Raw genomic sequence first — 18269 nt, 5'->3', positions numbered from 1 at the left:
TCAACCCGTCGCACCGCGTAGCATCCCATCTCAGAGAAATACCATCATTTCTGTTGGTAGCTCTGAAAGCCCAAAAACACCATACCAACAAGGGAGCGGGGATGGCACTCACCGACACCGGAATCAAGCAGGTCAAGCACAAAGGCTCGGCGAACGGAGAGAAGTACGCGGACGGTGGCGGCATGTACTTGCACGTCACTGCAACCGGAAAGTACTGGCGGATGAGCTACAGGTTCGCCGGAAAGCAAAAGACCCTGGCCTTGGGCGTCTACCCCGAAGTCACGCTGGCCAAGGCTCGCGACCGGCGCGCCAGTGCCAGGACGCTTCTGGCAGACGGGGTTGATCCAGGCGTCGCCAAGCGCGAGGAAAAGCAGAGCAAGGCTGATGCTGCCGCGAACACTTTCGAGATTGTGGCTCGCGAATGGCTGACCAAGACGGCGAACAAGCGCGCTGCGGTCACTCAGGCCAAGGTCGCCGGTTGGCTCAAAAAGGATGTGTTCCCATATATCGGCAAGCTGCCGATGTCGACGATCAAGGCCAAAGACGTGTTGGACAAGGTGGCTCGCCGGATGGAGGCCCGAGGCATCCACGAAAGCGCGCACCGGATCGTGCAGATTTGCGGCCAGGTGTTCCGCTACGCCGTGGCCACAGGCGTTGTCGAGCGTGACGTGACGGCCGATCTGCGAGGTGCACTGGTCGCGATCGAGAAGACAAACTATGCCGCTATCACCGAGCCGAAGCAGGTTGGCCAGCTCATGCGGTCAATTCACGCCTACGGCGGGCACCCGTCAGCGCTGGCTGCACTCAAGCTATCTCCGTTGGTGTTCGTTCGCCCGGGCGAACTGCGAGCAGCAGAGTGGGCCGAGATGGACTTGGATGCGGCCGAGTGGCGCATCCCCGCCTCCAAGATGAAGATGAGGGTCGAGCACCTTGTCCCGCTGTCACGGCAGGCCGTTGAAACCCTGCGGGCCCTGCACCCCCTTACAGGGCATGGCCGATATGTGTTTCCCAGCATCCGCACCGGGGAGCGCTGCATGTCCGAGAACACCGTGAATGCAGCCCTACGCGGCATGGGCTACGCGAAGGAAGTCATGACCGCCCACGGCTTCCGCGCCATGGCGCGAACGATCATGGATGAAGTCCTTGGCGAGCGACCCGATCTGATCGAGCATCAGCTCTCCCACATCGTCAAAGATCCCAATGGACGGGCCTACAACCGCACGGCCCACCTGCCTGCGCGCCGCGAGATGATGCAGCGCTGGGCGGACTATCTGGACAAGCTGCGGATCGGTGCGGACGTGCTCCCGATCAGCCGGGCTGCGGCATGAGCGAAGGAAGCGCAAAGGGCTTTGACTGGATGCGAGTGGTTGGCGCGCTCGCGGTAATCGCGCTACTGGCGTCGTTGGCGCTGATAGGGGCGCTTGGATGGTCGGACTTCAAGAAATTTCTCGAGGGCCCAGCAGCGGGCTGGGTTCAGGCGTTCGGCTCGATTGGCACCATCCTCGCCGGCTTCGCGTACATCGACCGCACGACACGGCTACAGAATGAACGAGACGAACACACGTCGCGCGAACTTCATCACCGGCAGTATCGGGCTGTGCTCGCTGCATGCCTTCAGGCAGACGAGGCCGTGGCCTGGACCAGCGTCGGCGCCGTCGAAGGTCCTAACGATCACGAAAGCCTTGTGATCGCTACCAGTGAGGCACTCGCAGCCTTCAAAAGCATTTCCTTCGACCAGATCCCGGACAGCGAACTACTTTTGAAGTCTGGCGCACTGCGCAAGGATCTGGTCACGCTACTCATTCATTGCCGCGCGGTCGCATCAAGCCCGGATGTGCGCTCGCACGGCTATCTTGCCAACCTTCTGCCCGCGCTCGTTGCAGATCTAGATGCGGTGAAGCGACGAGCGAGGGACCTAGTTGAGCTGCGGTAGCGCATAAGTCCGGCATGCCCCGCGCCGGATCATGCGGGGCAAGGCGCTGGCCAAGGTGTATCGAGCACCGAGGCCGGCTGACCACCAATGATCGCAAAAGGATCGCTCTTGCTTACCCGCACTTCCTCTTCCCGCATCCCGGCCGAACTGGACAAGTGTTTCTTGCCCACGGACAAGCCCGCCTTCGAGCTGCTGCGCACCGCCGGCGAGGTCCGCTTGTGGCGGTCGACCATGGCGACGCGCAGAACGTCGATGCACCACATCGTCGTTGGAGCGGAGCTAGTCATGGGCGGGATGAACCTACAGAACGCCACGGCCAACTTCGGTATGTACGTTGCCATGGACGCCGAAGGGCTCGAGCCGGCAGCATAACGACCGCCGGCTGACCATTGCTGCGCTTTCGGGCGCCTCACCGTTTTCCCCATGCCTATCTCGAAAAAGGCGGCGTTGCGTTGAAAAATCGTTGATACGTGATGGCTTTGTGCCGCTTCGTGTCACGTTGAAGCGTTGCCGCTCAAGGCGTACCCCCCTTGAGGTTTTGGCTTTCGGGCTTTGTGGCTTCTGATGCCTGCGGCGCGCAGTTTTCAACCGCGCAACGCATGGCACCTGATCCCGGCTACGTGTTGCGCATACCGAGTAACACAGATGACTTTCAAACCCAAAGCAGCACGGACGGAGATTGCCGCAGCAATCCCCAATCACCCAGCGGTTCGCCCTGTTCTGGCGGTCGCAACGCCGAGCCGCTATATCCGCATGTCTGAATTGGCGACCACGCCGAACAAGCCCGGACTCATGCCGGTGAGCCCCGCTACGGCCTGGCGCTGGGTGCGTGAAGGCCGCTTTCCTAAGCCCTTCAAACTGGGTGAATCTGTGACCGTGTGGGACCGTGACGCCGTCGAAGCCTTCATCGCGAAGCGCTCGTCGCGCGGCGCGGACGTTGATCCCGTGCAGTGAGGCATCAACCATGAAGCCCACCAAGAAGAAAGGGCCGCCTGTTCCCGCAGTCGGCCCCCTCAAGAAGCAGCAATCGAGTCTCAAGTCTAGCGACAAGAGCACCGGGACGGAAGCCCAGCACCGCCGGATCATCGCAGCCCTCCGTCTGGGTCCCAAGACGACGGATGATCTGCGCGCCCTGGGGGTGTACCAGGTCAGTGCGCGTATCCACGCGCTTCGTCACCGCCGCGGCCACGACATCGACAAGGTTCAGTTCTCTGGCCAAGCGGCGGACGGCTACTCCCATGCCCGCATGGCCCGCTACACGCTCGTTGCAGAGCCTGGCGCGGCGGCGATCGACAGCGACGCTCACCGCCATCATGAAGGCGATCCTGGCCCTAGAGAAACGGCGGCGCCAACATGAGCGAGCAGCCCGACAACAAGGCCTTCGCCACCCTGGCGGCGCAGTACGCGCTGCTCGGCCATGAACTGCGTCGCGAGACCTGCGCGGATGGCACTGTGCGCTATCACGCTGCGCGCTGGGGCCTGATCCGCCCGCTCGCTGACGGGGATGCTGTCCGCGCCTTCCTGGCAGCGATCGGGGGGGCAACGTGAGCCGCTACCGAAAGATTGATCAGCGCATCTGGAACGACGAGAAGTTCCGCGCTCTGGGCGATGACGCCAAGCTGGTGTTCTTCATGTTGCTCACGCACCCCGCGATGACCATGCTGGGCGCCATGCGCACCACGGTAGCGGGCATGGCTGAAGAACTGGGGTGGTCAACCGAAGGCTTCCGGGAAGCCTTTCAGCAGGTCTTGTCGAGGGGCATGGCAGAGCACGACCCGAAGGCCCACTTGCTGGCTCTGCCGAACTTCCTCCGGTACAACAAGCCCGAGTCGCCCAACGTCGTGAAGGGATGGGCTTCGGCGGTGGACCTTCTTCCTGAGTGCGCCCTGAAAACCCGCGTCGTTGCTCGCTCCCGCGCCTATGCGGAGGGCATGACCGAAGGCTTTCGCGATGCCTTCCGCGAAGCCTTTCCGGAAGCCTTCACGAAGCCTATGCCCAATCAGGAGCAGGAGCAGGAGCAGGAGCAGGAAAAAACTCTCTCGCCGTCGCTGGAACGCAAACCCGTCGCTGCACCACCCGTGGATAGGCCGCCTGCCGCTCGCGACATGCTCTTCGAGGAATTCTGGAAGGCCTACCCGAAGAAGGTGGGCAAGGACGATGCCCGCAAGGCGTTTGACAAGCGCAGCCCGACTCGCGCGTTGGTCGCGGCGATGATGGAGGCGATCGCGACGGCGCGCGGGACGGACCAGTGGCAGCGCGAGAAGGGCCAGTTCATCCCGAACCCTGCGACCTGGCTGAACCAGGGCCGGTGGAAGGACGAAGGCATCCAGATCTCGGCGACGGTGCCCGGTGCGACCGGCCGCGACCCGGCACTCCAGAAGCTCTACGACGACGACAAGATCGCGGCGAAGCCGAGCGTCGAGACACTCGAGCGCCTGGCAGCGCTGCGCAAACCGAGGATCGCTGCCTGACCTACGTTGAATCAGAGCGCCAGAGTCACCACCAGAAAGTCACCACGCTGCAGAGGGTGCTCCGCTTCATCGAGTGGGGCGTCACTTCGCTGACTTGGATCTAGGTCTCTGCTCCGCGGCCGGGTTCGCAGGCGGGTCGCTTCCCGACATGATGAAGGCCTCGCACCGGTGGCCGCGATTTCCGCTGCGGCCTAATTTCGCATCGTGTACGCGGGCGGCGACTGGACGCATCTGGCGATCCGGCTCGCGGCCTGCGCCATATCGAGCGAGGTGCGCAAGGATTCGGGTGTGCTCCGGCTAACCCGCCTATATTGGCGGCGCCGCACGGTGCGGCAGGAGTGCAAAATGGAAATCACAGCCGCCATCCAGGTTTTCAGCCACACCGTAGCTCTGTACGTCATCGCCACTCGGAACTTCTTGGGCAGGCTTACCGGGCTGATCGCCGCGGGCCTTGTCGCCTTGGCCGGAATGGCTGGTTACCTCTCCTACCGTTTTTTTGAGCGGCTTCATGCGCCTTCTGCCGCGACAGTCGACATGTCGTCGTGGGGTCAGTTTGGCGATTTCATGGGTGGATTGTTGAATCCGGCGCTCGGCTTCCTCACGGTGGCCGGCCTATTTGTGACCTTGCTCCACCAACGGAAGGCGATGGAGGAGAACAACCGCCACGCGACGCTGAACGCTCGCCTCACCGTCCTGACCACGATGATCGACGTAGCGAACAGCGAGATCCAGGCTAACCCGGGGCAAGACGGCGCTCAAGCTGCTGCCCGCGCCGCTTGGATCGCCAAGAAGCGTGTCTACATGGGCGAGCTTGAGCACGCCTACCGGAGTGTGAAGCGCTTCGAATTGGCCGACCTCTTCGATGACCACTCGCGACCCGCTGAAGGCCCGACGCTGCCTCAGGCCTGAGGCGGGGTAGGCGTCGGGCCCAGTGTCGCCTGCGGCGGGCGCGGCCCGCGCGCAGGGCCCGGCAGACGCCCTCTACCAAAGCACTTTGGATGTCCCAGCCCGGCCGGACCTGATCGGCGAAGACGATCGTCGCGCACGATGAGGGGGTGCTGCTTGAAGCGGGTCGAAGCTGTTCTTCGCGTTCACCTCAAGATCGTCCACCCGCGGATACTGGATCACCGAAAGATGGAAATGCAACACGCGAACTGGATGGCGCAAGCCCGAGCCCACTGGATGGAGCACCAGCCCCGGAAGTACCGGCGTCTCCTGATGACGGGCAAGCTCGAGCAGGCGCTGACCGAAGCGGCGACCGCGACGGCGGAAGCGATCCGCGCGCTGACGACGCAGGGCGCGACATGGCAGGACGCCTGGGAAGCGACGCGCGAGCTTTACCTGTTCCCAGCGGAGGAACCCGAGCAAACACCCCGGATGCCAAAAAGCCGCGCGTACCTCGCGCACCTCGACCTGATGCAGGGCCTGGCGAACTTGGGCATGCCTGAGGAAGACTGACCTCGTCTGAGGCGGTCAAGCAGCAGATTCGAGCGGTCCACGCCGCGGCCGGCAGCGTCGGGCGGCCAACATCACCGCGTCCTCGACAGTCACGGTCGAAGCGCTGGCGCCCGCCGCGGGCTCCAGCACCGCCAGCACTTTTGACTTCATCTCATTTCCGTGGATACCCGCGTGGATACCACCGCCTTGAATACCAGCGCGCGACGCAGGCAGGCCCGAGCGGCATTGCGTGCGACACGCACAGCACGCGAATACCGGGCGTCGCGCCTGCCGGGCGTCGCCCAGGTCGCTGGGGTTGAGCGGTTGTCGGCTTGGTGACCCTTGGTCGCCGCGCACGATCGAAGCCGGCCAAGCGCGCGGCTCGATTGACATTCAGTGTTTGATCTTCCCCGCCATCTCAGTAGACTTTTGCCGATCCCTTCGAGTTAAAGCACGAAATGACCGGTATCGATCGCGGCGTCCTGCACGCCGATTGCAGCGGCGGCATGTTGGTGTCGGCTGAAGAACTAGCGGCACTATTGAGATGCGAGCAGAAAACTGTGGAGGAGGCCGCCCGGGTGGGGCGCCTACCGGGGATCAAGTACGGACGCTCCTGGATGTTTCCGCGGACCGCGGTGGTGCAGGCGCTCCACGAAGAAGCCATGCGCAACGTGATGCCGCGTCCGCAGCGTGCGAGGCCTTTGGCTTTGGCCGTGCAAGTGAACCATGCGCCCGAAAAATCACGCGGCAGGCCCGGCAGAAGAAGCGTGTTGCCTGTGTTGCCGGAGTTGCCGGAGTTGCCGGAGTTGCCAGAGTCGTAGCTTTGTCGCTTTCGAATCTCGGGGCGCTGGGTTCCAGCACTTGATTCCCAGGGCGACTCCCCACGAAAGAGCCAATGCCGCGAGGTTAGTGCTGGTTGGTTAGTGCGATGGTTAGTGCCGAAGAGACGCTAACCTTGGGCGGCGTCGAGCGCTTGCCCACGCAGATTGACGCCGCGGTGGTTAACGGCGCGGTGAACGCGGAAAAGCGGCTAACCGAAAGTTCGTTCTTGACCCGAGCGCAGGTGCCGCTTAGAGCTTCTTGGCAGCTCCATTTGATGCGTCTTGCGATGCCCAATCCAAAGGTTCGTGCGCCGCGAGTACGGCACTACCGGCCCGCCGCACAGGTACCCAGGGGGCAGATCTACAAAGTACATCCCGCGCCCGTCGTGGGGTTGATGTGGCTCGTGTACCCGGCCGGTGCCGGAGGCCCTGGAACGTAGCCCCCTCTGGCAATGTCATGAGAATGGTCGTTGGCTTTTCCATCCACCCACCGTACTCGGAGCCGGCGCCGCCCCGCCCGGCGCCAGAGAGCGCCGCGGAACGACGGACGGCAAAAGTGTTGCCAAGGTGTTGCCAAACTGTTTCCATCAAAAGAGGGCATAGGCAGAGCGTGTGGAAACAAACGGACCTGGTGGTCAGCGCCCTGAAGTCCACCATCGCAGACCATAGGGCAGGCGCGACGCCTGACGGCTGAGCAGGTCGACAATCGAGGCACTGGCCGCGCAAGCGCGATACGCTGATTCTGGTGTTCGCCGACAACGTTGCGATGCGTTGAGCGACATCTGCGCCGCCAGCTGCAGCACTAGGAATGTCCCCAGAATGTCTCCGCCATTTCGGGGGCTCTGGCAGCACCGTTTGCGATCAGCAAGGCCCACTGCCCCCAATGGGAGCGAGCCGATGGCGGGAAAGAAGGCGCGACGAGGAATGTCACCAGCGCGCACCGAAGTGTCACCACCGCTGCAGGCGCTGTGGCTGAGACAAATACGAACGCAGCCTCAGCAAGGTCCAGCGTGCTGGCGGCTCAGGAGAGGATGCGCCATTTAAGAGGGCAACCCGGCGCGCCCGTAGCCGCTGTTCGCCGGGGGCAGCAGGTCGGACACGGGGCGGGCGCGGCCCCAGGCGTCGAGGTCGTCGACCAGCCACGCTGTGCGGCCAGCGCTGAGTTTGCGCGGCTTCGGGGCCTCGCCCCGCGCCACGAGGGCGTCGAGCAAACTAACCGACAGGGATAAGTACGCGGCCGCGTCCGCCCGGGCCAGGAACAGCGGCCGGATATGGACGATGGGGGTAGCTTCTTTCTTCATTGCCTGTCCTCTTGTGTGCTGCGGATTCGCTGTTCAACGCGCAATTTGCGCATCCTCGACTGTCCGCGTGGCCGACACCCCCTTGAGGTTCGCAAGATTGATGCAGGCCGGATTAAATGCCGTAGGCATTTTTAAACGACCCGCAAAGGCACGCATGGCTACCATCCTCTCCGATGACAAGAAGAAATCCAACTCCTTCGGGGACGCGGCCGCGCAGGCGGTTGGTCCAATGGCGGTGGGTGGCGCTGTGGCCCCGGCTGGCATGGCCCCCGGTGCCACTGCTTCACCCGCACGCATCGGCTCCCCTCAGGCCTCTTACGGCGCTACTCCGAAGCCCACGAGCTTCAACGCCGGAGGCCGGCCGGTCGTTTCGATGGGCGACACCAGCATCCTGAACGTGGGGGGCGCGCGGCCTGCGGCTGCGGCGGCCGCCACCGCAGCGCCTTCGGCGCCCGCCGCGCCGCTTGACGCGCAAGCAGCCTCCGACCGTCAGGCGATTGGTGGCTTCTTGGAAGGTGCCAGCAAGCTCAATGACGTTGCAGGCGCCGCAATCATGGACGCGGGAACGGCCATTCCGCGGGCGGCCCTTGGTGCCTACGACACAGCGGTGGTGCGTCCGGTGCGCGCCGCTGGCGTCAACATGGCCTTCACCAGGCCTCTGCTGACGCCAGCAGGGGCCGACCCGTCCTCCATGACGCCAAGCTTGGATCGCGTCTTGGGGCAAGGCGCGACCACCGCGCCAACGCAGACCCTCACGCCCAGCGCGCCGGCCGCGCCTGCGGGTGCAATCCGCCCGCCAGCCACGCAGGCAGATGTGCGCAGGCTCGACAACGCCGGTGCACAAGTTCCTGCGTTGCTTGCCCCGCCCGCCAAGCCCGAGGCTCAGATCGGGCCCGACGGCGCGCCGGTCATGGCACCAGTGCTTCCGGTGGCCCCGGCGGGAGCCATCCGGCGGGTCGGCAACTCCTATTCGGGTAGCAACGTATCGGGCGATGTGTCGATCAACGGCCGCGCGCCGGGCGGCGGCGTCATATCGATGCCTGGTGCGAGCTTCATTGGCCGGGCTCCCATCGCTGGCGGCGCGGCCGCCGCTGGATCTGTGGTGGCCGCCTCTGGTCCCAGCATGGCCGTCATTCCTGACGCCAGCGTCGACAGCCGCCAGGCCACAGCCAACTTCTTCATCGACGCCGATCAACGATCGGACTTGCGCCGCGCGCAAAGCACCTGGTCTCCGCGTCGCGGTTTCGACGGCCAAGCGATCGCGCAAGCGCAGGGTGCCATCAATACCACCTCCACGAACCGCGCTCGAGCAGCGGAAGGCCTCGTGCGCGATGCCGGCGAGACTGCTCGAGGAGCTGTGCGTGATGCAGGCGACACCGCACGAGCGAACATCCGTGAGCAGGGCGACATGGCACGCGCTGGCATGGTCGATCGCCGCCAGGCCGCGGCCGGCGCGATCGCGAGCGCGGATCTCGGCATTCGGCAAGCCGCCGCCGGCTACGACATCCGCACGAAAGCGCGCATCGAAGGCGCACAGGCCGAGGTGCAGAACGCCAAGACGCCGGCGGCGCGCCGCGCGGCCTCCGAGAAGCTGGCGGCGCTAGCCGGTAAGGCCGCGCAGGACAACTTTGCGGCCCTGGAATCGGGTGGCGGCACCGTGCCGATCGATCCGGCGAATCCGATGCTCGGCATGCGGACCGAGCCAAAGGTACCCATCATCTTCAACAAGGCGACAGGTCAGGTCATACAGGTGCCAGGCGGCGCCGTGCGACGGCCAGCCCCAGTTGGGTACATAGCACCCGCCGCCGCCATCGCTCAGCTGAAGACCAACCCCGATGAAGCCGATCAATTCGACGAGAAGTTCGGCATCGGCGCTGCCGCGCGCGTTCTCGGAAACTAATCACCAAAGGGCGTGGCTGCCGCAAGCTGGAGCGGCTGGACGGCCCCGGCAGCGAAGCAGCCATCATTACTCCTCGCCCGACGGCCCATTTTTGCCGTCTGCCGAGTCGCGCTTTTCAGCCACCAGACCGGCGAAATCGATGATCTCACGGGCGAAGGCGTCAGACTCGGCGCGAACCTCGGGGTTCGACTTGGCGTATTCGATCTGATCGATCTGCTGAACCGCCGTGAAGCTTCCCATCACGCGGGCAAACGCACGCGGGTCTGGATGAGTGTTGATCAGCGCCAGAATCGCGCGCTGCAAGACAAAAAGGCGAGTTTGGGTGGTCTGTTCGAGCGTCATGAAAGGCGACCTTCTGTAGTGTTTAGACGGCCGATTTTCGAAGCAATCCCTTTAAAAGGCACTGCGGTCGGTACTGCGCAGAGCCGGCAGCGACTAGCTGCTGGCTTCATCGTTACTGGACGGCGCAGCGATTGGCCGACAGCTCAGCCCGCAGCCCGCGCATACGTTGCTGGTCCGGGTTGATCACCTCAGGCGGCTGCCATTGCCAGTTCGTGTATCGGCCTTCGATCTTATTGCGCTCGGCTACGAGCTGCGCACATCGGGTCTCTCGCTGTGAATCGCCGGCACTGACTTGAGCCTGCTGTGAGCGTGCCGCCTTGCCTTGCTCGGCTTGCTGCACTTGCTGGTCCCACGGCACATCTGCAACATGCTCGATACGCTCAATCAACGCGTTGTGCTGGTTGCAATGCGCCTGCGCCCAAAACGTCGAGCCGTTGTAAGCCTTGCAGAGATAGATCGTGCCCGCCTGGGCAGAGCCTGCCAGCAGCACCGCAATACAGGTCACCAATGTCTTCATGCTGCTCACTCCTGATGCGCAGTCTAGGTGGCATGCGTTCCCGCTCGAGAACTTCTTTTGACTGAATCGGGCAATAGTTGGCAGGTGGCGGCGTGAACCCTATAGCAAGCAGAACTGCCTGGGTCAAGACTAACGCTCCTACTGGGACAAGGAGAAGCTCATGCAGAAGAACCTTCGATCTCTCGCTGCGTTGCTGTCGCTCGGTGTGTTGTCGCTCGCCGCGCATGCGACATGTATCGGCTCTGGCTCATTCCAGACCTGTACCGACGCCTCGGGCAACACCTACAACGTTCAGCGCTTCGGGAACACAACGCATGTGCAAGGCATGAATCCAAGCACGAGTAGCAACTGGAATCAGACGAGCACCACCATCGGCAATACGACGATGCACAACGGCACTGCGGCCAACGGCAACATGTGGAACGGTACGTCCCAGCACATCGGTGGCACCACGTTTCACAACGGCATCGATAGCCACGGCAACCCCTATAGCAAGACGTGCACCGCCTACGGCTGCTTCTAGCGGCGAACCCATAGTTGGTGATGGCCACTAGGCGCAAGCCAGCTCGGGCTGAGGTCATCAGCCATCGTGGCGTTGTGAATGAATGGGATTTTCAATGCTTCATCCACGCCGCGGACACAAAGCTGCGCCGCCTACGCGAAGGTTCGGTGTACCTCCACATGCGAGGGAGGCTTGATGCTCCCGTGAAGGGTGTAACCGGCTTCGACATCATGCTTTTGGAGAAGGACACGATAAACGGTCCAGCGGATCAACTCATTGGATCAATCGTCGGGTTGAAGTCGGAGCTGTCAGCGGTGATCTACCTCAACAGCCGCGAGTACAGCTTCGTCTCCATGCTGGCATCAGCCAATCGACAGTGCTATTTGGACCTGCGCTTCGACAAGCCGCGGTACCAGTCGGCATTGATCAGAGGTGTATCGATTAGTACCAGGGCGCCCGATGAGTGAGGGCACAGATGGCGTGGCTAGGTGCCCAGGTGCGTATCGTGGCACAGTTCGCGACTGCACTGGCACCACGACATAACGCTCTACGACGAAAGGAAATGAATCAGAAATGGCGCAAGACACAACCCTGTGGGGCATTCATGCCGGCAAGACAGGCGATGCGGACCAGCTTTTCTTGAAGCAAGGTGTGATCGCGCTCGGATGGCACGACATCGGAAATCTCAAGGCTCTGGGTCCAACGCGTGAGGCGTTCAAGGACCGATACGCATCGGTGTTCCCGGTCGCCGCGAAAGCGAAGCCGGGACACGTTCCCACATCTGCCGGCCAGCTTTATCGATTCGTACACGAGATGCGCGTCGGCGACTTCGTGGTCTATCCGTCGAAGCGTTCCAAGCAAGTCCACCTCGGACGTATCACCGGAGAGTATGTCCACGATGAGAGTGGCGAACAGCTTTATCCGCAGCGTCGCTCCGTCGAATGGCTAAAAGAAATACCTCGCACGCACTTTTCGCAGGGCGCGCTTTACGAGATCGGCTCGGCGCTGTCGCTGTTCGTGGTCAAAAACTACGCCGACGAATTCTGGGCGGCGATCGACAGCAAGCTGCCGCCGCCGCTGGTGCCCGTGGCTAAGGACGAATCGGTTGCCGAGATCAGCGAGGACATCGAAGAGACGACGCGCGACTATGTGCTCAAGGTACTGGCGCAGCAGACCAAGGGCCATCCCTTCGCTCACTTCGTCGCGAACCTCTTGCAGACCCTGGGCTATCGCACGCGGATCTCGCCGGAAGGTCCGGATGGCGGCATCGACATCGTCGCGCATCAGGACGAACTCGGCTTCCAGCCGCCCATCATCAAAGTGCAGTGCAAGAGCACGGAGGGCAGCGTGGGTGATCCCTTGATCTCGCAGCTATACGGCAAAGTAGCTCCAGCCGAATTCGGCCTGTTTGTGACGCTGGGCTACTTCACCAACCAAGCCACCCAGTTCGCCCGCAGCAAAAGCAACCTGCGCCTAGTCGATGGCGATGCGCTGGTCGACTTGGTGCTCGAACACTATGAGGCGCTCGACTCCAAGTACAAAGCTCTCCTTCCACTTCGCCGCGTCTACATTCCCGAGCCGGGTCCGGGCACTGAAGCGGACTGATCGGTTGGAGCGACTACTGTGACGGTGAATCGGCAACACACGAGTCCCTGGCTAGTCTCGCCGTTCGTCGGCGTCATCTCTCGACCCACCCTGGCTCGTGTCGGGCGTCACGTAGGGGTTTCACTGCCGAGCGGTCTCGTTGCGCACATGACGCCGGACGGAATTGAGGTCACCAGCTTGTCTGAATTTGCTCAGGGATTGCCCGTCAGACAAGACAAAGCCGCACCGATCGAGCGTCACTCTCAGATCGAATGGTTCGCCAGCCAGTCGGCCGGAGCAAAGCCCCCCTATGACCTGGTCAAGCTCAACTGCGAGCACTATGCGACCTGGCTGACCGGCGAAAAGCCGATGAGTCAGCAGGTTGGCGCCGTCGGCATCATTGCGCTTTTGGTCGCAGCGGCGCTGCTTTCCCAGTAACCCACAGTTCGACTGTCTATGGCCGGCACCCTCATCTTGGTCGACTATGAGAACGTTCAAAAATTCGACATCTCACGACTGGACGACAGCTACCGCGGGGTCATCTTCGTCGGAGCCAACCAGCATCCGCCGAGGGCAGCTAAGGACAAGGCGACGGCGCATCGCTTTTGCCGCGTCGACTTCCACCCGATCGAAGGCTCTGGGAGGAACGCGCTGGACTTCCACATCGCGTTTCATCTCGGCCGTACATTTGAGACTGCGAAGGACACCGTGTGCATCGTTCTGTCCAAGGACAAGGGCTATGACCCTCTGCTGCTCCATCTCAACAAGAATGGGATGGACTGTCGTCGCGTCTCCAGCTTGGACGAGTTGCTGGCGCCATCCGAGCCGGCATCTATTACGGCATCTGAAGCGGCGCGAGAGCCGGATTTGGCTCCGGCTTCGATCCTCACGACCGTTTCGATCTCCATCGACCCCGAGCAGACTGTGTGCCGCCGATGCAAGAAGGCCAGCACCATTGAACATCACGGTGGACGCTGGTGCTCGAACTGCGGCACATTTGCGAGCCCGCCGGATCCGAAGCTGTTGCCGTCGCTGCAGCTTGGCCACCAAGATCGACGGCACAGGCCCGATCCGTTTCGCGAACTACTGGAGCGCGAACGCCACGCCGCCAGCCTGCCTGAATGCGGCTGGTGCCATCAGCATACCGATATGACCGGCGGCATCTACGACGACGGCGAGTGGATGTGCGGCGGCTGCATTGCGCGGTACGCGCGATAGGTTCACAGCGTTGCAGTGGCTGCATTAAGGTAGCGTCAACGACGAGCGGCCTACTCTTGATTGCCTGGGCTGAGCGAGCGACTGTCATTCGCCACGGCGATGCTCTCCAGTCGGTAAGGTCACCTACTCGATCTCACGACGGCACTTCTAAAACGTGTCGCGCTTGTGAGCAAGCGGGTCGGTTGGGACGAGAGAACTGGCCCGATGCGGGGCGTCATCAGGGGAGCAGCGTGGGGTTGCTCGCATCGATCGCAACCCCGATGGCGGGCGTAGCCGCTTTTGGAGCTGCCATCGCAGTTCCTGTCGTGGTCGTGGGTGCAGGGGTGGCGCGATCCTTGCCGATTTTTTGGAAGAGGGCAAGAAGTCGGACTTGCAGAACTAGAGGGCGGGACCGAAGGTGAAGGGTGACTATCATCCTGAACGTTCCTCCGGCGGCTCCGCCACGCAGGTGCAGCCCCTCCGACCCGTGTTGTCTGTTAGCAAATGCCCCTCACCCTCCCCCAACTCGAACGCCACCTTTTCAAAGCCGCCGACATCCTGCGCGGCAAGATGGATGCCTCGGAGTTCAAGGAATACATCTTCGGGATGCTGTTCCTCAAACGCTGCTCCGACGTGTTCGACCAGCGTCGCGAAGAGGTGATGCAGCGCGAGCTAGACGCCTGCAAGACCGAGGCCGAGGCGCGCGAGAGCGCCGAGCTCAAGCGCTGGTACGGCGACTCCTTTTTTGTCCCTCCCAACTCGCGCTGGGAGTACCTCGTCAACGAAGCCCACCACGACGTGGGCGGCTTCCTCAACCGCGCGCTGGGAGGGCTCGAATCGAACAATTCCAGCCTGGCCGAGGTGCTTGAGCACATCGACTTCACCCGGAAGGTCGGCCAGAGCAAGATCCCGGACAACAAGCTGCGCCAGCTCATCAGCCACTTCAGCCAGTACCGCCTGCGTAACGAGGACTTCGAGTTCCCCGACCTGCTGGGCGCGGCCTACGAATACTTGATCAGCGAGTTCGCCGACTCGGCCGGCAAGAAGGGGGGCGAGTTCTACACCCCTCGCTCCGTGGTGCGCATGATGGTGCGGCTCGTGAAACCCGAGCAGGAGCACAGCATCTACGACCCCTGCGTGGGCTCCGGCGGCATGCTGATTCTGGCAAAAGAGTATATCGACGAACATGGCGGGGACGGACGGCGCGCAGACTTGTGCGGCCAGGAGGCCAACGGCACGGTCTGGTCCATCGCGAAGATGAACATGCTGCTGCACGGCATCAGCACCGCCGACCTGCGCAACGACGACACCCTGGCTGAGCCGCAGCACGTTGAAGGTGGCGAGCTCATGCGCTTCGACCGCGTGCTCTCCAATCCCCCGTTTTCCATCAACTGGGGCACTACCGACATCGACCGCGCCGGTCAGGCCGTCTGGGCGCCCAAGTTCCGCGCCGAGCGTTTTCGCTACGGCGAGGTACCGCTTGGAGCCAAGAAGGCCGATCTGATGTTCCTGCAGCACATGGTGGCCGTGCTTAAGGACGGCGGCCAGCTTGCTACCGTGATGCCGCATGGTGTGCTGTTCCGCGGTGGCGAAGAGCGCGCCATCCGCGCCGCCATGATCGAGGCCGATCTGCTCGAAGCCGTGATCGGCTTGCCCGCGAACCTGTTCTACGGCACGGGCATCCCGGCCTGCGTGCTGGTGATGCGCCAGCGCCAGGGCAACCATAGCGGCAAGCCGGCCGAGCGGCAGGGCAAGGTGCTGTTCATCAACGCCGACCGCGAATACTTCGAGGGCCGGGCGCAGAACCACCTGCTGCCCGAGCACGTCGAGAAGATCGTCAACACCTTTGAGAGCTTTGCCGAGGTGCCCGGCTTCTCGGCCATTGTCACGAACGCCAAGCTGCGCGAGAAAGACTTCAACCTCAACATCCGTCGCTACGCCGACAATGCCCCCGCGCCGGAACCGCACGACGTGCGCGCGCACCTGGTCGGCGGTGTGCCCAAGGCCGAGGTGCAGGACAAGGCCGCACTCTTCAAGGGGCACGGCTTGGACCCGCTGGCGCTGTTCGTCGAGCGCGATGCCCGCTACTACGATTTCCGTCCCGAGCTGACGACGCGGCAGGCTGTGAGGAATACGGTCGAGGCCAACCCCGGCCTTGTGGCTCGCGAGCAGGCGGTGCGCGACGCCTTCGACACTTGGTGGCAGGCGCACAGTCCGCGCATCATCGCACTGGCCGATGCGCCCAGTCTTGTCGGTCTGCGCAACGACCTCCTATACAGTTTCAGCGCCGCGCTGGAGCCCACAGGCGTGCTTGGACGCTTTCAGGTGCGCGGGATTGTGGCCGGCTTCTGGGACGACGCCAAGTACGAATTCATGACGTTGATGGCCCGCGGCGCCAAGGGTGTAGTGGATGCTTGGCGCACCAGCATCCTCACCGCGATGGGCGACGACCAGAGCAAGGACAACCCGCTGGATCACAAACTGGTCAAGTTCCTGATGAGTGATTTCGTCGAGGCGCTGGCCGAGCTGGAAGCGCGCAAGGCCGAACTAGACAGCCAGATCAAAGCGGCCACGCCCGACAAGGGCGCGGGCGATGATGGCGAAGAAGCCGAGTCCGGCGACGACGAACCGGCAGCGGACGAGGCGCAGCTCAAGGAGTGGAAGCGCCAACTCGCGGTGCTGAAGAAGGAGTGCAAGGCCAAGGAGCAGGGCTTCGCCCAGCGCCTGAATGCGGCGGTCGATGCTCTCGACGACGCTAACGCAGCGGCGCTGTTGCTAACTATTCTGCGAAATGACATGCGCGCGATTTTGGATCGATACGTTGGTGCGCAGCGGCAGCACGTCGTTGCAATGTTCGATGGCTGGTGGGACAAGTACTGCGTGACGCTTAGGGCAATTGAAGAGGATCGAGACGGTGCCTCGGCGAAGTTTCAGATGTACTTGCGAGATCTCGGCTATGCATGATCTAGATCGTGCTGCCACGCCCAATGACTGGAAGATAAAAAAACTCGGCGAGGTTGCGTCCTGCACACTCGGGGGTACGCCGTCGACCGAGGTGCCGCGGTTTTGGGGTGGTGACATCCCCTGGATGGCGTCGGGCGACGTAAATCTGCGCCGTGTACGCGATGTGCCCGGCCGCATATCCGAGGCAGGGCTGACGGCGTCAAACGCGACGCTCGTAGCCCCCCCAGCAGTTGCTATCGGCCTCGCAGGTCAAGGCAAGACTCGGGGCACGGTTGCGCTCACGCTCTGCGAGTTGAGTTCCAATCAGTCGATCGCTTTGTTTCGAGGCGACGACGCGGAGCTCCAGAGCGAGTACCTGTTTCACAACCTGGACCATCGATACGAGGAACTTCGTGCACGCTCATCCGGCGGTGGGCGCGGTGGTTTGTCAAAGGGAATTCTCGAAGCCGTACCGCTTAGTCTTCCTCCGCTACGCGAGCAATCGAAGATCGTCGAGATCCTCGACACCCTCGACGCCATCATCCGCCAAACCGAATCGATCATTGAGAAGCTCCGACGGGTCAAGCAGGGGCTGCTACATGACCTGCTGACCCGCGGCATGGACGCCAGCGGCGAGCTGCGCCCGTCGCAGAAGGACGCGCCGCATCTCTACAAGGAGTCGGTGTTGGGGTGGATTCCGAAGGGTTGGTCGGTGCAGTCCTTGGCTGCCGCGTGTGATCTGATCCGCGATGGCACGCACCTCCCACCCTCTCGGACGGAGACTGGTCCGTTACTGCTCAGCGTACGAAACATGAAGGACGGTCGGCTCCTTCTGACCGACCAAGACACGCACGTTTCGGAGGCGTTCTTTCAGGGCATGCACAAGCATTGGACGATTGAGGTCGGTGACGTTCTACTCGCAATTGTCGGCGCGACTATTGGCAAGCTGGCAGTCGTTGGTGACCTTCCGAAGTTCACGCTCCAACGGAGCGTTGCGGTTTTGCGGGGAGCGAGTCAAAAGCTGCACAATTCGTTCCTGTACGCCAGCATGTCACACAAGCGCTTCCAGGATGGGCTTTGGGCGCAAGTGAATCAGACGGCCCAGCCCGGCCTCTACCTGGATCAACTCGGTGCAATGCAGATCTGTTTGCCACCGCTTGCTGAGCAGCGGGCTGCGATCGAGTGCATGTCGACCATCGAAGTAAGGCTCGACTGTGAAATCGCCTTCGCGGAGAAGTTGCGTCGGCAGAAGTTCGGCCTCATGGACGACTTGCTCACCGGCCGCGTCCGCGTGACGCCGTTGCTAGCCTGACAGAAGGAC

At 62.7% G+C, this 18269-nt stretch carries 22 protein-coding genes; 18 read left to right on the top strand and 4 right to left on the bottom strand.

Going from position 1 to position 18269, the window contains the following annotated elements:
* The first annotated feature begins 101 nt into the window (after positions 1 to 101).
* From ACSQ86_RS05325 to ACSQ86_RS05285, 9 genes are all read left to right on the top strand, one after another.
* The gene (locus ACSQ86_RS05325) at positions 102 to 1328 is read left to right on the top strand and encodes a tyrosine-type recombinase/integrase (RefSeq protein ID WP_436308594.1); all 1227 of its coding nucleotides are present in this window, start codon (positions 102 to 104) and stop codon (positions 1326 to 1328) included.
* Positions 1325 to 1933, top strand: a complete 609-nt coding sequence (locus ACSQ86_RS05320; protein WP_436308593.1) for a hypothetical protein — start codon at positions 1325 to 1327, stop codon at positions 1931 to 1933. The genes ACSQ86_RS05325 and ACSQ86_RS05320 overlap by 4 nt, the downstream gene beginning before the upstream one ends.
* A gap of 87 nt (positions 1934 to 2020) precedes the next feature.
* Entirely contained in the window at positions 2021 to 2305 is a 285-nt protein-coding gene (locus ACSQ86_RS05315) for a hypothetical protein (protein WP_436308592.1), read from the top strand.
* 273 nt (positions 2306 to 2578) lie between these two features.
* Positions 2579 to 2887, top strand: a complete 309-nt coding sequence (locus ACSQ86_RS05310) for a helix-turn-helix transcriptional regulator (RefSeq protein ID WP_436308591.1) — start codon at positions 2579 to 2581, stop codon at positions 2885 to 2887.
* Between the two features lie 10 nt (positions 2888 to 2897).
* Positions 2898 to 3290, top strand: coding sequence for a helix-turn-helix domain-containing protein (locus ACSQ86_RS05305; protein ID WP_436308590.1), 393 nt, complete (start codon positions 2898 to 2900; stop codon positions 3288 to 3290).
* Complete coding sequence (locus ACSQ86_RS05300; protein WP_436308589.1) at positions 3287 to 3481, top strand: hypothetical protein; 195 nt, start codon at positions 3287 to 3289, stop codon at positions 3479 to 3481. Before ACSQ86_RS05305 ends, ACSQ86_RS05300 begins: the two co-directional genes overlap by 4 nt.
* Complete coding sequence (locus tag ACSQ86_RS05295; protein WP_436308588.1) at positions 3478 to 4404, top strand: hypothetical protein; 927 nt, start codon at positions 3478 to 3480, stop codon at positions 4402 to 4404. Before ACSQ86_RS05300 ends, ACSQ86_RS05295 begins: the two co-directional genes overlap by 4 nt.
* A gap of 345 nt (positions 4405 to 4749) precedes the next feature.
* Positions 4750 to 5313 carry a hypothetical protein gene (locus ACSQ86_RS05290; protein ID WP_436308587.1) on the top strand — a complete coding sequence of 188 codons (564 nt, stop codon included), beginning with the start codon at positions 4750 to 4752 and terminating at the stop codon, positions 5311 to 5313.
* A gap of 153 nt (positions 5314 to 5466) precedes the next feature.
* Entirely contained in the window at positions 5467 to 5862 is a 396-nt protein-coding gene (locus ACSQ86_RS05285) for a hypothetical protein (protein WP_436308586.1), read from the top strand.
* 15 nt (positions 5863 to 5877) lie between these two features.
* On the opposite strand, the gene ACSQ86_RS05280 is transcribed toward ACSQ86_RS05285, so the two are convergent.
* Positions 5878 to 6012 carry a hypothetical protein gene (locus ACSQ86_RS05280; RefSeq protein ID WP_436308585.1) on the bottom strand — a complete coding sequence of 45 codons (135 nt, stop codon included), beginning with the start codon at positions 6010 to 6012 and terminating at the stop codon, positions 5878 to 5880.
* 287 nt (positions 6013 to 6299) lie between these two features.
* Between ACSQ86_RS05280 and ACSQ86_RS05275 the strand changes: the two genes are divergently transcribed.
* The gene (locus tag ACSQ86_RS05275; protein ID WP_436308584.1) at positions 6300 to 6662 is read left to right on the top strand and encodes a helix-turn-helix domain-containing protein; all 363 of its coding nucleotides are present in this window, start codon (positions 6300 to 6302) and stop codon (positions 6660 to 6662) included.
* 1040 nt (positions 6663 to 7702) lie between these two features.
* On the opposite strand, the gene ACSQ86_RS05270 is transcribed toward ACSQ86_RS05275, so the two are convergent.
* The gene (locus ACSQ86_RS05270; RefSeq protein WP_436308583.1) at positions 7703 to 7963 is read right to left on the bottom strand and encodes a helix-turn-helix transcriptional regulator; all 261 of its coding nucleotides are present in this window, start codon (positions 7961 to 7963) and stop codon (positions 7703 to 7705) included.
* Positions 7964 to 8030: 67 nt separating this feature from the next.
* On the opposite strand from ACSQ86_RS05270, the gene ACSQ86_RS05265 reads away from it, so the two are divergent.
* Positions 8031 to 9863, top strand: a complete 1833-nt coding sequence (locus tag ACSQ86_RS05265) for a hypothetical protein (RefSeq protein WP_436308582.1) — start codon at positions 8031 to 8033, stop codon at positions 9861 to 9863.
* A gap of 66 nt (positions 9864 to 9929) precedes the next feature.
* Here ACSQ86_RS05265 and ACSQ86_RS05260 read toward each other — a convergent pair whose 3' ends face one another.
* Both ACSQ86_RS05260 and ACSQ86_RS05255 read right to left on the bottom strand, forming a co-directional pair.
* Positions 9930 to 10205 carry a hypothetical protein gene (locus ACSQ86_RS05260; protein WP_436308581.1) on the bottom strand — a complete coding sequence of 92 codons (276 nt, stop codon included), beginning with the start codon at positions 10203 to 10205 and terminating at the stop codon, positions 9930 to 9932.
* Between the two features lie 112 nt (positions 10206 to 10317).
* On the bottom strand, positions 10318 to 10722 hold the full coding sequence (locus tag ACSQ86_RS05255) for a hypothetical protein (protein ID WP_436308580.1): 405 nt from the start codon (positions 10720 to 10722) through the stop codon (positions 10318 to 10320).
* A gap of 160 nt (positions 10723 to 10882) precedes the next feature.
* Here ACSQ86_RS05255 and ACSQ86_RS05250 point away from each other — a divergent pair, with 160 nt between their 5' ends.
* The 7 genes from ACSQ86_RS05250 (at position 10883) to ACSQ86_RS05220 (ending at position 18260) form a co-directional block, all read left to right on the top strand.
* Complete coding sequence (locus ACSQ86_RS05250) at positions 10883 to 11245, top strand: hypothetical protein (RefSeq protein WP_436308579.1); 363 nt, start codon at positions 10883 to 10885, stop codon at positions 11243 to 11245.
* Positions 11246 to 11265: 20 nt separating this feature from the next.
* Positions 11266 to 11691 carry a hypothetical protein gene (locus tag ACSQ86_RS05245; RefSeq protein WP_436308578.1) on the top strand — a complete coding sequence of 142 codons (426 nt, stop codon included), beginning with the start codon at positions 11266 to 11268 and terminating at the stop codon, positions 11689 to 11691.
* 106 nt (positions 11692 to 11797) lie between these two features.
* On the top strand, positions 11798 to 12829 hold the full coding sequence (locus ACSQ86_RS05240; protein ID WP_436308577.1) for a restriction endonuclease: 1032 nt from the start codon (positions 11798 to 11800) through the stop codon (positions 12827 to 12829).
* Positions 12830 to 12976: 147 nt separating this feature from the next.
* On the top strand, positions 12977 to 13246 hold the full coding sequence (locus ACSQ86_RS05235; RefSeq protein ID WP_436308576.1) for a lecithin retinol acyltransferase family protein: 270 nt from the start codon (positions 12977 to 12979) through the stop codon (positions 13244 to 13246).
* Positions 13247 to 13264: 18 nt separating this feature from the next.
* Positions 13265 to 14026 (top strand): PIN domain-containing protein, encoded by a 762-nt coding sequence (locus ACSQ86_RS05230; RefSeq protein ID WP_436308575.1) that lies wholly within the window; start codon positions 13265 to 13267, stop codon positions 14024 to 14026.
* Positions 14027 to 14509: 483 nt separating this feature from the next.
* The gene (locus tag ACSQ86_RS05225) at positions 14510 to 16969 is read left to right on the top strand and encodes an N-6 DNA methylase (RefSeq protein ID WP_436308574.1); all 2460 of its coding nucleotides are present in this window, start codon (positions 14510 to 14512) and stop codon (positions 16967 to 16969) included.
* The gene (locus ACSQ86_RS05220) at positions 16962 to 18260 is read left to right on the top strand and encodes a restriction endonuclease subunit S (RefSeq protein WP_436308573.1); all 1299 of its coding nucleotides are present in this window, start codon (positions 16962 to 16964) and stop codon (positions 18258 to 18260) included. The genes ACSQ86_RS05225 and ACSQ86_RS05220 overlap by 8 nt, the downstream gene beginning before the upstream one ends.
* The last annotated feature ends 9 nt before the right edge of the window (positions 18261 to 18269 follow it).

The organism is Variovorax sp. LjRoot130 (genome assembly GCF_964253755.1).
In the GTDB taxonomy this organism is placed as follows: Bacteria; Pseudomonadota; Gammaproteobacteria; order Burkholderiales; family Burkholderiaceae_C; genus Variovorax.
This window is presented reverse-complemented; position numbering and strand designations above follow the sequence as displayed.

Excerpts from the sequence above, each read along its gene's own strand:
- ACSQ86_RS05280 (WP_436308585.1), bottom strand. The coding sequence starts at position 6,012 with ATGAAGTCAAAAGTGCTGGCGGTGCTGGAGCCCGCGGCGGGCGCCAGC.
- ACSQ86_RS05305 (WP_436308590.1), top strand. The coding sequence starts at position 2,898 with ATGAAGCCCACCAAGAAGAAAGGGCCGCCTGTTCCCGCAGTCGGCCCC.
- ACSQ86_RS05225 (WP_436308574.1), top strand. The coding sequence starts at position 14,510 with ATGCCCCTCACCCTCCCCCAACTCGAACGCCACCTTTTCAAAGCCGCC.
- ACSQ86_RS05315 (WP_436308592.1), top strand. The coding sequence starts at position 2,021 with ATGATCGCAAAAGGATCGCTCTTGCTTACCCGCACTTCCTCTTCCCGC.
- ACSQ86_RS05220 (WP_436308573.1), top strand. The coding sequence starts at position 16,962 with ATGCATGATCTAGATCGTGCTGCCACGCCCAATGACTGGAAGATAAAA.
- ACSQ86_RS05310 (WP_436308591.1), top strand. The coding sequence starts at position 2,579 with ATGACTTTCAAACCCAAAGCAGCACGGACGGAGATTGCCGCAGCAATC.
- ACSQ86_RS05255 (WP_436308580.1), bottom strand. The coding sequence starts at position 10,722 with ATGAAGACATTGGTGACCTGTATTGCGGTGCTGCTGGCAGGCTCTGCC.
- ACSQ86_RS05320 (WP_436308593.1), top strand. The coding sequence starts at position 1,325 with ATGAGCGAAGGAAGCGCAAAGGGCTTTGACTGGATGCGAGTGGTTGGC.
- ACSQ86_RS05325 (WP_436308594.1), top strand. The coding sequence starts at position 102 with ATGGCACTCACCGACACCGGAATCAAGCAGGTCAAGCACAAAGGCTCG.
- ACSQ86_RS05235 (WP_436308576.1), top strand. The coding sequence starts at position 12,977 with ATGACGCCGGACGGAATTGAGGTCACCAGCTTGTCTGAATTTGCTCAG.
- ACSQ86_RS05245 (WP_436308578.1), top strand. The coding sequence starts at position 11,266 with ATGGCCACTAGGCGCAAGCCAGCTCGGGCTGAGGTCATCAGCCATCGT.
- ACSQ86_RS05275 (WP_436308584.1), top strand. The coding sequence starts at position 6,300 with ATGACCGGTATCGATCGCGGCGTCCTGCACGCCGATTGCAGCGGCGGC.
- ACSQ86_RS05230 (WP_436308575.1), top strand. The coding sequence starts at position 13,265 with ATGGCCGGCACCCTCATCTTGGTCGACTATGAGAACGTTCAAAAATTC.
- ACSQ86_RS05270 (WP_436308583.1), bottom strand. The coding sequence starts at position 7,963 with ATGAAGAAAGAAGCTACCCCCATCGTCCATATCCGGCCGCTGTTCCTG.
- ACSQ86_RS05260 (WP_436308581.1), bottom strand. The coding sequence starts at position 10,205 with ATGACGCTCGAACAGACCACCCAAACTCGCCTTTTTGTCTTGCAGCGC.
- ACSQ86_RS05300 (WP_436308589.1), top strand. The coding sequence starts at position 3,287 with ATGAGCGAGCAGCCCGACAACAAGGCCTTCGCCACCCTGGCGGCGCAG.
- ACSQ86_RS05290 (WP_436308587.1), top strand. The coding sequence starts at position 4,750 with ATGGAAATCACAGCCGCCATCCAGGTTTTCAGCCACACCGTAGCTCTG.
- ACSQ86_RS05250 (WP_436308579.1), top strand. The coding sequence starts at position 10,883 with ATGCAGAAGAACCTTCGATCTCTCGCTGCGTTGCTGTCGCTCGGTGTG.
- ACSQ86_RS05240 (WP_436308577.1), top strand. The coding sequence starts at position 11,798 with ATGGCGCAAGACACAACCCTGTGGGGCATTCATGCCGGCAAGACAGGC.